Source organism: Streptomyces sp. NPDC015144 (genome assembly GCF_043079735.1).
Lineage (GTDB): Bacteria > Actinomycetota > Actinomycetes > Streptomycetales > Streptomycetaceae > Streptomyces.
The window spans coordinates 106,801-120,038 of the sequence record NZ_JBIBUU010000014.1 but is presented as its reverse complement, the minus strand read 5'-3'; the positions used below and the strand labels follow the sequence as shown (position 1 = coordinate 120,038).

Genomic DNA, 13,238 nt, shown 5'->3' with positions numbered 1-13,238 from the left:
CCGCCGAGGGGGCGGGTCGCGGTCGTCCGTTCGGACACCGGCGTCGGCGGCGATGGGCGGAATTCACCCGAACCGGGGATCCCATCGGAAGAGTTGACGGCAGGACGCCTCACCGGGCTCCCGGCGGGCCGCCGGGAGGGGGTACCGGAAAAAAAGATGTGACACTTCCCCTGAAAGTGTCACATCTCTTTTCCACCCCCCTGCCTCTGCCCCGCTACCGCCCGCCGCCGGGGCCCGGCCACAGACCGTCGTCCGTGAGTCCCAGCAGGTCGATCGCGTTCCGCCGGACGATCCGGTCGACCACGTCCGCGTCCAGGTGCCCCATCTGCGTTTCGCCCACCTCGCGCGACTTGGGCCAGGTGGAGTCGGAGTGCGGGTAGTCCGTCTCGTACAGAACGTTGCCGACACCGATCGCGTCCAGGTTCCGCAGCCCGAAGGCGTCGTCGAAGAAACATCCGTAGACGTGGTCGGCGAACAGCTCCGACGGCGGACGGTGCACCTTGTCGGCGACGCCGCCCCAGCCCCGGTTCTCCTCCCAGACCACGTCGGCGCGTTCCAGGATGTACGGGATCCAGCCGATCTGTCCTTCCGCGTACATGATCCGGAGGTTGGGGAACCGTTCGAACTTGCCGCTCATCAGCCAGTCGACCATGGAGAAGCAGCAGTTGGCGAAGGTGATCGTGGAACCGACCGCGGGCGGGGCGTCGGCCGAGGTGGACGGCATCTTCGAGGACGAACCGATGTGCATCGCGATCACCGTCCCCGTCTCGTCACAGGCCCGCAGGAAGGGGTCCCACTCGTCCGTGTGAATCGACGGGAGCCCCAGATGCGGGGGTATCTCGGAGAACGCCACGGCGCGCACCCCCCGTGCCGCGTTGCGCCGGACCTCCTCGGCGGCCAGCTCCGCGTCCCAGAGCGGGATCAGGGTGAGCGGGATCAGCCGGCCCCGCGCCTCGGGGCCGCACCACTCCTCGACCATCCAGTCGTTGTACGCCCGCACCCCGAGCAGCCCCAGTTCGCGGTCGTTCGCTTCGGTGAAGGTCTGGCCGCAGAAGCGCGGGAAGGTGGGGAAACAGAGCGCGGACTGCACGTGGTTGACGTCCATGTCGGCGAGCCGCTCCGGCACCGAGAACGAACCGGGACGCATCTGCTCGTAGGTGATGATCTCCAGCTTGATCTCGTCCCGGTCGTAGCCGACCGCGGTGTCGAGGCGGGTGAGCGGGCGATGCAGGTCCTCGTACACCCACCAGTCGCCGACCGGCCCGTCGTCGCCCTTCTCCCCCATCACGGGCGCGAACTTTCCGCCCATGAAGGTCATTTCCTTCAGCGGGGCACGAACGATCCGCGGGCCGCGGTCGAGGTACTTGGACGGGAGCCGGTCCCGCCAGACATGAGCGGGCTCCACCGTGTGGTCGTCCACCGAGATGATCTTCGGGAAGGTCTCCATGCTTTCCACGGTAGCGCTGATCTGACGAACCGTCAGCTCCCTGGACCGGACCCCGTCCGGAAACGTCGCCGAGGGCTTGTAGGGCTTGTGCAGAGAGCCACCCACTGCTGACGCGCCCGCCCCGGACAAGGCAGACTGTTGAGCGCGATACCAGCGGTACCGGCCAATCCGGATCCACCCGCCCCCAACCGGCGCACGGGCGGGCACATCCAGGCGGACCGCGTCAGCGCGAAGGGCAGCACCGGCGGGGCGAGCAGGGCAGGGGGCGGCAATGGACCGTGACAACGAACCGCACACGCGTGTTCCGGAACAACGCGTTCCGCAACAGCGGGAGGCGCGCGGCGCCGGTCTGCGGTTCGCCGTGCTCGGTCCGGTACGGGCCTGGCGCGGCGGCGAGGCCCTGTCCTCGGGTTCGCCGCAGCAGCGGGCCCTGCTGGCGGCGCTGCTGCTGCGCGGCGGCCGCACGGCCACCGCCGCCGAGCTGATCGACGCGATCTGGGGCGAGGAACCGCCCTCGCAGGCGCTCGCCGCGATACGTACGTACGCCTCCCGGCTCCGCAAGGTCCTCGACCCGGAGACGCTGGTCAGTGATGCCGGCGGGTACGCGATCCGGGCCGGCCGGGACGGTCTCGACGTCGACGTCGTGCGGGACCTGGCGGCCGAGGCGGAGAAGGCCGCCGCGGGCGGGGACCGCGACGGGGCCCGGGCCCTGCTCGACAAGGCGCTCGGGCTGTGGGACGGCGAGGCGCTCGCCTCCGTGCCCGGCCCGTACGCGGAGAACCAGCGCACCCGGCTGGAGGAGTGGCGGCTCCAGCTCACCGAGACCCGGCTGGACCTGGACCTGGAGGTCGGCCACCACGCGGAGGCGGTCTCCGAGCTGACCGCGCTGACGGCCGCGCACCCGCTGCGGGAGCGGCTGCGCGAGCTCCTGATGATCGCCCTGTACCGCAGCGGCCGGCAGGCCGAGGCCCTCGCCGTCTACGCCGACACCCGGCGGCTGCTCTCCGAGGAACTGGGCGTGGACCCGCGCCCCGAGCTGGCCCAGCTCCAGCAGCGCATCCTGCGCGCCGACGAGGAGCTGGCCCGCTCCGCCGCCGCACCGGCCCCGGCCGGCGCGCCGGTGCGGCCCGCCCAGCTCCCGGCCACCGTGCCGGACTTCACCGGCCGCGCCTCGTTCGTCCGCGAACTCGGCGACCGGCTGGCGACCGCCGAGGGCTCCGTGATGGCCGTCTCGGCGCTGGCCGGCATCGGGGGCGTCGGCAAGACGACCCTCGCCGTGCACGTCGCCCACCAGGCCCGCCAGCACTTCCCGGACGGCCAGCTGTACGTGGACCTCCAGGGTGCCGGGGCGCGGGCCGCCGAGCCGGAGACCGTGCTCGGCGCGTTCCTGCGCGCCCTGGGCACCGCGGACTCGGCGATCCCCGACTCGCTGGACGAGCGCGCCGCGCTGTACCGCTCCACGCTCGACGGCCGCCGCGTCCTGATCCTCCTCGACAACGCCCACGACGCGGCCCAGGTCCGCCCGCTGCTGCCGGGTACCGCGGGATGCGCGGCGCTGATCACCAGCCGGGTGCGGATGGTCGACCTGGCCGGTTCGCATCTGGTCGACCTGGACGTGATGTCGCCGGAGGAGGCGCTCCAGCTCTTCACCCGGATCGTGGGCGAGGAGCGCATCACCTCGGAGCGGGAGGCCGCCCTCGACGTGGTCGCCGCCTGCGGCTTCCTCCCGCTGGCCATCCGCATCGCCGCCTCCCGCCTGGCCGCCCGCCGCACCTGGACGGTCTCCGTGCTGGCCGCCAAGCTCGCGGACGAGCGGCGCCGCCTGGACGAACTCCAGGCGGGCGACCTCGCGGTGAAGGCCACCTTCGAGCTGGGCTACGGCCAGCTGGAGCCCGCCCAGGCCCGCGCCTTCCGGCTCCTGGGCCTGGCGGACGGCCCGGACATCTCGCTGGCCGCCGCGGCCGCCCTGCTCGACCTGGAGCCCCACACCACGGAGGACCTCCTGGAGGCCCTGGTCGACACCAGCCTCCTGGAGTCCGCGGCACCGGGCCGGTACCGCTACCACGACCTGGTGCGCCTCTACGCGCGTTCCTGCGCGGAACGGGACGAACGGGGCCCGGACGAGCGCGAGTCGGCGCTCTCCCGGCTGCTGGACTTCTACCTGGCGACCGTCGCACGGGTCAGTGCGCTGGAGAAGCCCGGCGACACCCTGGTCAGCCATCTCTCGCCCACTTCCGCGAGTGGTCTGGCGTTCGCCAGCAGACGCCAGGCCCAGGACTGGCTCTACGCGGAGGCCGGGCCGCTGCTGGCCTGCGCCCGCCAGTCCGCGCGGGCGCAGACTCTGCCGTACGCCGTCGACCTGCTCTGGGTGGCCATCGACCTGGCGGAGTCCGGGGCGAATTCGAAGGAGTACGAAGCGACCGTCACCGTCGCCTGCGAGGCCGCCGAACGCGCTGGGGACGCCAAGTCGGAGGGCCGGGCACTTCTCACGCTCGCCAATGTGCACCACGTCTCCGGCCGTTTCGACCTGGCCGGTGAGGAATGCGAGCGGGCGCTGCGGCTCTCCGCCGTCGCCCAGGACCCGCTCCCCGCCTGCTGGGCATCGAACCTGCTGGGCATCGTCGCGCTCTACGAGAACCGGCACGCGGACGGCGAGGAGCACCTGACGCGCGCCATAGACAACTTCCGGGAGATCGCGGACCGACCGGGAGAGGCGTCCGCCCTGTGCAACCTGTCGCGCGTTCACCTCGCCATGGGGCGGACCGCCACAGCCGTGTCCCTCGCGCAGCGGGGAACGGCGATGTACGACGAGATGAACCACGCGCTCAAGGGCGCGAACGGCCGCTACGCGCTCGGACTCGCGCTCACCCAGAGCGGACGGCTGGAGGCGGCCGCCGAAAGCCTGCAGAGGGCGTACCAGGTCTTCAAGGACAGTCGGCAGCGGCTCTGGGAAGGCATGGCGCTGTTCCGCCTGGCCGAGGTCGACATAGCGGCCCGGCGCCCGGCCCAGGCCGCCACCAATTCCGAGATAGCGCTCACCGTCCTCCGGGGCATCGGCGGAGAATGGCGGCGCGGCAACGTGCTCGCGGTACTCGGGAAGGCGCTGGCCGCCATAGGGCAGGAGGGCCGTGCCCAGGTCTGCTGGCGCGAGGCACTGACCATCTTCGAGTCCCTCGACTCGCCGGAGGCCGCCGCCGTCCAGGACCTTCTCGACGGGGCTCCGGTCACCTAACGCGTTCCGGCCAGGTCGTTCATCGTTCGTTTATCCGCGCGCGACACTCTCTGCCTAGTCGATCCGTCGCGTCGGGGGGCAGACGGGGCGACTGAAGGCCGTGGCACTAATGTGAACGGCCCCACACAGGGCCCGTCCGGCCGTCCAACGGGGGAACAGCTGGACGGGCCTCGCCGACCCCGGCAACTCCGAACCATCTAGGGGAGTAGACACATCATGGCGGATGCTCAGAGCACCAAGCCGACCATCAAGCCGCTCAACACCCACGCCACCAGCGCTCCGGTGGACGTCCGGGGAACGAACGGCGAGATCAAGCCGCTCAACACCCACGCCACCACGGCGCCGGAGGGTGAGGCCGAGAACACGACCGACAACACCCACGCCACGAGCGAGCCGGCCAACTAGAGCCACTTCAGGGGCACGGGGGAGCGGCCGCGGCGGCGCGGAGGGGGAGCCGTCGCGATCGCCGCACAGCGCGGGCGCGCCACGGGGGACGTGGGCGCACCGCGCACCGGAAGAGGGGTACGGGCTGGGGGCCCGTACCCCTCTTCGCACGGGCCGCCCGGTTCAGGCGCGGCGCGCGCGGAGTTCGCCCTTCAGGACCTTGCCGCTGGCGTTGCGGGGGAGGTCGGGGACGAACTCGACGGCGCGCGGGACCTTGTAGTTCGCCATCTCGCGGCGGGACCAGGCGATCAGGTCGTCGGCGGTGAGCGTGGCGCCGGGCCGGCGGACCGCGTACGCCTTGCCGACCTCGCCCAGGCGGGGGTCCGGGACGCCGATGACGGCGACGTCGGCCACGTCCGGGTGGAGGCCGAGGAGCTGCTCGATCTCGGCCGGGTACGCGTTGAAGCCGCCGACGATGAACATGTCCTTGATCCGGTCGGTGATCCTCAGGTTGCCGTGCTCGTCGAGCACGCCGACGTCGCCGGTGCGCAGCCAGCCGTCCGGGGTGATCGCGGCGGCCGTGGTCTCCGGGTCCTCGAAGTAGCCGCCCATCACGTGGAAGCCCCGGACCAGGATCTCGCCGGGTTGGCCCGGTTCGGCCAGCACCCGGACCTCCGTGCCCGGGATCGCCCGGCCCGAGGTGGCGGCGATGGTCTCCGCCGGGTCGCCGCGCCGGCACATGGTGACGATGCCGCTCGCCTCGGAGAGGCCGTACGCGGTGAGGACCGTGGAGACCCGCAGCTCCGTGCGGAGCCGTTCCACCAGCCGCAGCGGGACGACCGCCGCGCCCGTCACCACCAGGCGGAGGGCGGAGAGGTCGTGCGCGTCCCGGGCCGGGTGGTCCAGCAGCGACTGGTGGAGGGTGGGCGGGCCGGGCAGCACCGAGATCCGTTCGGCGGCGATGTTGGCCAGGGCGGTGTCCACGTTGAACACCGGCTGCGGGACCATCGTGGCGCCCCGCATCAGACAGGCAAGGACGCCCGCCTTGTAGCCGAAGGTGTGGAAGAAGGGGTTCACGATCAGATAGCGGTCGCCCTCGCGCAGGCCCGCCAGTTCGCTCCAGATCGCGTAGCAGCGGAGCGTCTGGGCGTGGGTGATGGCCGCGCCCTTGGGGCGGCCCGTGGTGCCCGAGGTGTAGATGATGTCGGAGAGGTCCGAGGGGGCGAGGCTCGCGGCCCTGGCCCGGACCGCCCCGGTCGGCACGGCCTCCCCCGCGGCCAGGAAGTCCTTCCAGGTGAGGTAGTCGTCGGGGGCGGTGTCGGCCAGCACCACCACCTTCTCCAGGTGCGGGAGTTCGGCCTCGGCGCGGCGCAGTGAGGCCACGTACGAGGTGCCGAGGAAGGTGCCCGTGACGAAGAGGAGCTTCGCCCGGCTGCGGTCGAGGACGTACGCCGCCTCCGTGCCCTTGAAGCGGGTGTTGAGGGGGACGAGGACCGCGCCCGCGGTGACGGCGCCGAGCGCGGAGACGATCCAGTCCAGGGTGTTGGGGGCCCAGATCGCGACCCGGTCCCCCGGCTCGACGCCCGAGGCCAGGCACGCGGCGGCGGCCCGCTCCACCCGCTCGCCCAGTTCGGCGTAGGAGACCCGGACGCGGCCCTCGACGACCGCCTCCCGGTCCCCGTACCGGCGCGCCGCCGCCTGAACCAGCTCCGGGATGGTGCCCCACTCCTCGTCGCCGCGCATCGCTCGCCCTCCCTGACGCAGTAGCTGACTATCCGTCAGATTAGCTGTAGCCTCTGCCGCTGTCAGCAGTCATGACGGCCTGGGAGGTGGCGGTGGCGGCGCTCAAGGACGCGACGGCGATAGCCGGAATAGGGCAGACGGCCTTCGCGAAACAACTGCCGGAATCCGAGAAGACCTTGGCCTGCCGGGCCATCGTCGCGGCGCTCGACGACGCGGGCATCCCCGCGTCCGAGGTGGACGGGTTCGCCTCGTACACGATGGAGGAGACCGACGAGGTCGAGATCGCCAAGGCCATCGGCGCCGGCGACGTGACCTTCTTCAGCAAGGTGGGGTACGGGGGCGGCGGCTCCTGCGCGACCATCGCCCATCTGGCCGCCGCGGTCGCGACCGGGCAGGCGAGCGTGGGCGTCGCCTGGCGGTCGAGGAAGCGGGGCTCGGGGCCACGGCCCTGGAAGAACACCACCGCGCAACTGCCCACCCCGGCGCAGTGGACCCGCCCGTACGGGCTGCTGCGGCCGGCCGACGAGATCGGGATGCTGGCCCGCCGGTACATGCACGAGTACGGGGCCACCCGCGACCACCTCTTCAACGTCGCCCTCGCCTGCCGCAACCGCGCCAACCAGAACCCGGCCGCGATGATGTACGAACGGCCGCTGACCCGCGACATGTATATGACCTCGCGCTGGATCAGCGAGCCGCTCTGCCTCTTCGACAACTGTCTGGAGACGGACGGCGCGCTGGCCTGCGTGATCGTCTCGGCCGAGCGGGCCCGGGACTGCCGGCAGAAGCCCGTGTACATCCACTCCGTCGCGCAGGGGCTGCCCGCCCAGCACCACGGGATGGTCAACTACTGGAACGACGACCCGCTCTCCGGCCCCGCCTGGACGGCCGCCCGGCAGCTGTGGAAGCAGGCCGACTTCGGGCCCGGGGACGTGGACGTGGCACAGATCTACGACGCGTTCACCCCGCTCATCCCGCTCTCCCTGGAGGGGTACGGCTTCTGCGGGCGCGGCGAGGGCGCGGCGTTCACCGAGGGCGGGGCGCTGGAGAGCGGCGGGCGGCTGCCCATCAACACCGGGGGCGGCGGGCTGAGCGAGGCGTACGTGCACGGCTTCAACCTGATCACCGAGGGCGTGAAGCAGCTGCGCGGCGTCTCCACCGCCCAGGTCCCGGACGCCGGGACGTGCCTGGTCACCGCCGGTGAGGGTGTGCCCACCTCCGCCGTACTGCTGAGGAGCTGAGGAGTCGTCATGGCAACGGAGACGGACGGGCTGCTGACGCCCGTGGTGGACGAGGACGGCGCGCCGTTCTGGGAGTACGCGGCCCGCAGCGAGCTGCGGGTGCAGGCCTGCGCCGACGAGGGGTGCCGCAAGCTCCGGTTCCCGCCCCGGCCGTGCTGCCCGCACTGCCAGTCCTTCGACAGCGAGTGGCGGCGGATGAGCGGGCGGGGCCGGATCTGGTCGTACGTGCTGCCGCATCCGCCGCTGCTGCCCGCCTACGCGGCCCACGCCCCGTACAACGCGGTGGTGGTGGAGCTGGCGGAGGCCCCGTCGATCCGGCTGGTCGGGAACGTGGTGAGCGGGCCGGACGCCCCGCTGGACTCGGTCGACCCGGCGCGGCTGCGGATCGGCGCGACGGTGCGGGCGGTGTTCTGCCCGGACGCCTCCGGGCGGACGCTGGTGCGCTGGCTGCTGGAGCGGTGAGCGTCGATGGCGCTGCGCACCGAGACGGACAAGGCGACCGGGGTCGCGCTCGTCACCCTGGACCGGCCGGAGCGGCTGAACGCGATCGACCTGGCCACGGCGGGTGAGCTGGCCGCGACCTGGCGGGCGTTCCGGCACGACGACACGGTGCGGGCGGTGGTCCTGACCGGGGCGGGCGGCCGGGCGTTCTGCACCGGGATCGACCGGGACACCGAGGTGCCGCAGCCCTCCTCCCCGTACACGATCGACGATCCGCTGCTGACGGTCGGGCCGAAGGCGAACGACCTGTGGAAGCCGGTGGTCGCGGCGGTGGAGGGGATGGCCTGCGGCGGGGCGTTCTACCTGCTGGGCGAGGCGGAGTTCGTGATCGCCTCGCAGGACGCGACGTTCTTCGACCCGCACACCGCGTACGGCATGGTCAGCGCGTACGAGTCGATCGCGATGGCGCAGCGGATGCCGTTCGGGGAGGTGGCCCGGATGGCGCTGATGGGGACGGCCGAACGGGTCTCGGCCCGGCGGGCGTACGAGACCGGGCTGGTCAGCGAGGTGACGGAGCCGGGCGGCGCGGTGGAGGCGGCGCTGCGGGCGGCCGGGGTGATCGCCGGGTACCCGACGGAGGCGGTGCAGGGGACGGTGCGGGCGGTGTGGTCCGCGCGGGAGGCGGCCCGGACGCAGGCCATGGCCCACGCCCCGCACCTGATCGCACTCGGGAACCTGCCGCCGGATCGGCAGGCCGAGCTCTTCCGGGGCCGGGAGCGCGGTGAGGGCCGGGGCCGGGGCACCGGTCCGTTCCGGATCCGCTGACCGGGCGGGGACGGAACGGGCCGGGGCCGTGAACGGACCGGGCCGACGGATCAGTACGTCATCTCGGCGTCGGCCCGGCACTTCCTCACCTGGGCGGCCTTGCCCGGGTGGTCCATCCGTACGTCGATCTCGACGACGTCGCCGCCCTGGGCGTCCTGGTACGCGGTGCCGGTGTCGATGGTCCGGCCCCCGGCGTCGAGGAACTCCACCTCGATCTCGTAGCTGTGCGAACCGGTGGTGCCGGCCGTGAGGCTGACGGTGGAGAAGGTGACCGCCTTGCCCTTGCGCTTGTTCCTGCCCCCGCTCTTGCCGGGGCCGGCGCAGCGGACGACGGAGACCAGGGGTTCGTCGGTGGTGGTGGGGCTCGGGGTCTCCGTCGCGTAGTCGGTGTTGTCCGAGGACCCGCTCGACGATCCGTAGTCGTCATCGTCGTCGTAGCCGCTGCGGTAGCCGTTGTTGCTCTTCTTGGAGTTGGAGCAGCCGCCACCACTGCTGCTCGAACCATGGCTCTTGCTCTTGCTCTTCCCCGAACCGCCGCGTCCGTGGCCGGACGTGGAGAAACCGGTGAGTGCGAGTACGACCGCGATGAGTACCGCGGACAGCTTGACATGCCGCATCATCGATGCAGCCCCCCTTGCGCTGTTGCCCTGATGTGCACTTGTCGAACGACCGTGCGTCACGCTAGCGCACGGTGGCGGGGTGGGGCGGGCGGGCGTAGCGTCGTGCCGAGAGCGGTGCAGTGTCGTGACACCGGTCCGTGCAGACGTGGCACCGGTCCGTGCCCTCGGGAGGCCGAGATGATCCGCGCAGTCCTCGGCCCGCTCATCGCTCTCGCCGGAGCGGCGGCCGCCGTGCTGAGCCCCTTCCGTGACTGGTACGACGGTCGCCCCGGGCGGGACTACCGGGTCGGCGAGCTGTTCACCCATGTCACCGCCGGGCGGCCGGAGCCGCTGGGGTCGATGCTGCTCGTGTTCCTCTGCGCCGTTCTGCTGGCGGTGCTCGGGGTGGCGGTGCGCTCGCGGTGGACGGTGGGTGTGGCGGGGATCCTGGTGCTGGGGTTCACCGTGCTGTGGATGGTGCGTCAGGGGCAGGCGGCGGGCAGTCTCGCGGTCGCGGGGGACGGCTCGGGGCTGGGGTGGGGCGTGGCCGGGGCGCTGGTGGGCGGGGTGCTGATGGTGGTGGGAGCGGTGGTGATGCCGGGGCGGCGGAGATCTGCGGGTGCGGTGGCCGGGAAGCCGTTCACGGCGCCGGACGCGCGACATCCGGACACCTGGCCGCCGACGCAGGAGCCGGGGCCCTCGGTGCAGACGAGCACGCTGCCGGAGCCCGAGCCGGAGCCCTACACGGGGCCGGAGCCGCGGGACGGGCCCCGCACCCCGCCGGACGACGGGCCGGAGACCCCGGGCCCGGAGGACGAGCGCCGTCCCGGGGCGTAGGAGCACGCCCCGGGAGGTGGTGTCACACCCTGGCCCGGTTGCCGGTGCCCGTGCCCTTCAGCGCGTCCAGCGCGTACACGCAGCGGTCCTTGCTGCACGCGTACACGACACCGCCCTGTGCCACGGGCGAGCCGGTGATCTCGCCGCCGGTCGCCAGTTTCCAGCGGAGCTGGCCGCCCACCGCGTCCAGGGTGTAGAGAACGTGGTCGGCGGAGCCGAAGTGGACCCGGCCGTCGGCGACCACCGGGGAGCCGACCACCTCGCCGCCCGCCGCGAACCGCCACTTCGGGGTGCCGGTGACCGCGTCGAGGGTGTAGAGGGCGCTGCCGCTGCCGACGTGGACGTTCCCGGCGGCGACCAGGACCGGCTCGGCCGACTGGCGGGCCTCCGTGGCGATCCGCCAGCGGTCCTTGCCGGTCGAGGCGTCGAGCGCGTACACGGTGCCCAGGTAGTCGGCGAGGTAGACGCCACCGCCGGTGACGGCCGGGCCGGGGGCGAACGCGGGCGGCGAGAGGAAGACCGCGGGCGACTCGAAGTGCCAGCGCACATGCCCGGAGACGGTGTCCACGGCGAGGACCCGGGCCCCCGCGCTGACGTAGACGAAACCGTCCGGCGCCGGGGTCAGCCGGACCGGCACCCCGCCGCAGGAGGCGGCGTCGCCGATCGGGTAGGACCAGCGCTCGATGCCGGTGCGGGCGTCGACGGCGCGCAGCCTGGCGTCCTGCCAGAGGAAGACCGTGCCGTCGTGGATGACCGGCCCGGCCTCGGGCGTCTCGAAGTCGGTCTGTACGCCGGTGGCCTCCCACAGCTTCTCGCCGGTGGCGGCCTCCCATGCCTGGACGCCGCCGCCCCGGGTGCCGGTGACGACGGTGCCCCGGTCGGCCTTGAGGGCGTAGACCCAGGCGTCCGTCTGGAGCCGCCAGCGCTCGGTGCCGGTCGCCGCGTCCAGGGCGTAGAGCGAGGGCCCGTCGGAGGCGTGGATGCGGCCGCCCTCGACGGCCATCACCCAGGCCACGTCCCGGGTCTTGAACTGGCGCCGCCCGTTGCCGACGTCCAGGGCGTGCACCTCGAAGGACGTGACGTAGAGGAGGTCGCCGGAGACGACCGGGGTGCCCCAGACGTCGTTGGACATCCGGAACCGCCAGGGGCGCCAGCGGTCCGGGCCCGGCGGGGGCTCGACCGGACGGCCGGGGGCGGGCACGGGGGCGGCGGCCGGGGCGGCGGCCGTCACCCCGGCGGGCGGGCGGACCCAGCCGGTCGCGTGCCCCGCCTCGCCGGAGGCGGCGGCCCGGACGTCCTGGGCGCGCGGGCCGGGGCCGATCGGCACCTTGGCGCCGGGCAGCCGGACCGGGCCGCCCGGATCGGGGCGGTGCGCCGCGACGGCGACGGAGGGGCGCGGGTCGACGCGCGGCGGCGCCTGGGGCGGCGGCGGGACCGGGGCGGGCGCCGCGGGCGGGGCCGGCGGGGCGGGCTTCCGGCCGCCCCGGCGCTGCTCGATCATCGCCGTGGCGGAGCCCGGCAGCCAGGCCGAGGCCGTGCCGCTGTCGTCGCCGCCGGCGGCGAAGAGGTGCGGGGCCAGCTGGGCCTGGAGGTCGGCGGGGGTGGGGCGCAGCCCGGCGTCCATCTGCATGCAGGACTCGATGAGCGGCCGCAGCTCCTCGGGCAGCCCCGTCAGGTCGGGGCCCTCGCGCAGCAGCATGAAGACCGTCTCGACGGGGTTGCCGCCGTGGTACGGGGCGTGGCCGGTGGCGGCGAAGGCGAGCGTGGAGCCGAGCGAGAAGATGTCGCTGGCGCCGGTGACGCTGCGCGAGTCCCTGGCCTGTTCGGGCGACATGTAGGCGGGGGTGCCCACGGCGACGTTGGTCATGGTCAGCCGGGTGTTGGAGACGCCGGAGGCGATCCCGAAGTCGATCACCCGGGGGCCGTCCTCGACGACGAGCACGTTCGACGGCTTCATGTCGCGGTGGACGAGCCCGGCGCCGTGGATCGACTGGAGGGCCTCGGCGATCCCGGCGGCCAGCCAGCGGACCGCCTGGGCGGGCATGGGGCCGCACTCGGTCACTATCTCTTCCAGCGAGGGCGCCGGTACGTAGGCGGTGGCCAGCCACGGCACGGCGGCGCGCGGGTCGGCGTCCACGACCGCGGCCGTGTAGAAACCGCTGACGGCGCGGGCGGCCTCCACCTCGCGCGTGAACCGGACCCGGAACAGCTGGTCCTCGGCGAGCTCGGTACGGACCGTCTTGATCGCCACCCGTCGGCCGGAAGCCGAGCGGGCGAGATAGACCAGGCCCATGCCGCCGGCACCGAGCCGGCCCAGCACCTCGAACGGGCCGATCCGCCTCGGGTCGTGCTGCGTCAGCTGCTCCACCACTTGCCCTGCCACCTCCCCGTACGGGCCTCAAGTGAAGAAGCCCGCGAACACCCGCCCTGTACGGCGTCTCACCACTGGGCACCACCCGGCGGTGCGCTCCCCCGATTCTTCCTGGCTG

10 protein-coding genes are annotated in these 13,238 nt (G+C 73.1%); 6 read left to right on the top strand and 4 right to left on the bottom strand.

Going from position 1 to position 13,238, the window contains the following annotated elements; genetic code table 11:
• Positions 1 to 214: 214 nt before the first annotated feature.
• A complete protein-coding gene (locus ACF08W_RS23500; RefSeq protein WP_392280427.1) occupies positions 215 to 1,447 on the bottom strand; it encodes an amidohydrolase family protein in 1,233 nt (410 codons plus the stop codon).
• Between the two features lie 271 nt (positions 1,448 to 1,718).
• Here ACF08W_RS23500 and ACF08W_RS23495 point away from each other — a divergent pair, with 271 nt between their 5' ends.
• Positions 1,719 to 4,679: a BTAD domain-containing putative transcriptional regulator gene (locus ACF08W_RS23495; protein ID WP_392280426.1), complete on the top strand. Its 2,961-nt coding sequence runs from the start codon at positions 1,719 to 1,721 to the stop codon at positions 4,677 to 4,679.
• Positions 4,680 to 4,895: 216 nt separating this feature from the next.
• A complete protein-coding gene (locus tag ACF08W_RS23490; RefSeq protein WP_385207915.1) occupies positions 4,896 to 5,084 on the top strand; it encodes a hypothetical protein in 189 nt (62 codons plus the stop codon).
• Positions 5,085 to 5,246: 162 nt separating this feature from the next.
• On the opposite strand, the gene ACF08W_RS23485 is transcribed toward ACF08W_RS23490, so the two are convergent.
• Positions 5,247 to 6,806, bottom strand: coding sequence for a FadD3 family acyl-CoA ligase (locus ACF08W_RS23485; RefSeq protein WP_392280425.1), 1,560 nt, complete (start codon positions 6,804 to 6,806; stop codon positions 5,247 to 5,249).
• A 71-nt stretch (positions 6,807 to 6,877) separates the two neighbouring features.
• On the opposite strand from ACF08W_RS23485, the gene ACF08W_RS23480 reads away from it, so the two are divergent.
• Genes ACF08W_RS23480 through ACF08W_RS23470 form a run of 3 tightly spaced genes read left to right on the top strand, consistent with a single transcriptional unit; the run spans position 6,878 to position 9,313 of the window.
• Positions 6,878 to 8,047 carry a lipid-transfer protein gene (locus tag ACF08W_RS23480; protein WP_352275970.1) on the top strand — a complete coding sequence of 390 codons (1,170 nt, stop codon included), beginning with the start codon at positions 6,878 to 6,880 and terminating at the stop codon, positions 8,045 to 8,047.
• Between the two features lie 9 nt (positions 8,048 to 8,056).
• Positions 8,057 to 8,509, top strand: coding sequence for a Zn-ribbon domain-containing OB-fold protein (locus ACF08W_RS23475; RefSeq protein ID WP_385207907.1), 453 nt, complete (start codon positions 8,057 to 8,059; stop codon positions 8,507 to 8,509).
• 6 nt (positions 8,510 to 8,515) lie between these two features.
• Positions 8,516 to 9,313: an enoyl-CoA hydratase/isomerase family protein gene (locus ACF08W_RS23470; protein ID WP_385207904.1), complete on the top strand. Its 798-nt coding sequence runs from the start codon at positions 8,516 to 8,518 to the stop codon at positions 9,311 to 9,313.
• 50 nt (positions 9,314 to 9,363) lie between these two features.
• On the opposite strand, the gene ACF08W_RS23465 is transcribed toward ACF08W_RS23470, so the two are convergent.
• Positions 9,364 to 9,933: a hypothetical protein gene (locus ACF08W_RS23465; RefSeq protein WP_385207901.1), complete on the bottom strand. Its 570-nt coding sequence runs from the start codon at positions 9,931 to 9,933 to the stop codon at positions 9,364 to 9,366.
• Positions 9,934 to 10,110: 177 nt separating this feature from the next.
• Here ACF08W_RS23465 and ACF08W_RS23460 point away from each other — a divergent pair, with 177 nt between their 5' ends.
• Entirely contained in the window at positions 10,111 to 10,749 is a 639-nt protein-coding gene (locus tag ACF08W_RS23460) for a hypothetical protein (protein WP_385207898.1), read from the top strand.
• 22 nt (positions 10,750 to 10,771) lie between these two features.
• On the opposite strand, the gene ACF08W_RS23455 is transcribed toward ACF08W_RS23460, so the two are convergent.
• Positions 10,772 to 13,120 (bottom strand): PQQ-binding-like beta-propeller repeat protein, encoded by a 2,349-nt coding sequence (locus ACF08W_RS23455; protein WP_385207896.1) that lies wholly within the window; start codon positions 13,118 to 13,120, stop codon positions 10,772 to 10,774.
• Positions 13,121 to 13,238 lie beyond the last annotated feature (118 nt).

Bases quoted from the DNA above. Each gene is read 5' to 3' on its own strand.
- ACF08W_RS23500 (WP_392280427.1), bottom strand. From the start codon at position 1,447: ATGGAGACCTTCCCGAAGATCATCTCGGTGGACGACCACACGGTGGAG.
- ACF08W_RS23495 (WP_392280426.1), top strand. From the start codon at position 1,719: ATGGACCGTGACAACGAACCGCACACGCGTGTTCCGGAACAACGCGTT.
- ACF08W_RS23490 (WP_385207915.1), top strand. From the start codon at position 4,896: ATGGCGGATGCTCAGAGCACCAAGCCGACCATCAAGCCGCTCAACACC.
- ACF08W_RS23485 (WP_392280425.1), bottom strand. From the start codon at position 6,806: ATGCGCGGCGACGAGGAGTGGGGCACCATCCCGGAGCTGGTTCAGGCG.
- ACF08W_RS23480 (WP_352275970.1), top strand. From the start codon at position 6,878: ATGACGGCCTGGGAGGTGGCGGTGGCGGCGCTCAAGGACGCGACGGCG.
- ACF08W_RS23475 (WP_385207907.1), top strand. From the start codon at position 8,057: ATGGCAACGGAGACGGACGGGCTGCTGACGCCCGTGGTGGACGAGGAC.
- ACF08W_RS23470 (WP_385207904.1), top strand. From the start codon at position 8,516: ATGGCGCTGCGCACCGAGACGGACAAGGCGACCGGGGTCGCGCTCGTC.
- ACF08W_RS23465 (WP_385207901.1), bottom strand. From the start codon at position 9,933: ATGATGCGGCATGTCAAGCTGTCCGCGGTACTCATCGCGGTCGTACTC.
- ACF08W_RS23460 (WP_385207898.1), top strand. From the start codon at position 10,111: ATGATCCGCGCAGTCCTCGGCCCGCTCATCGCTCTCGCCGGAGCGGCG.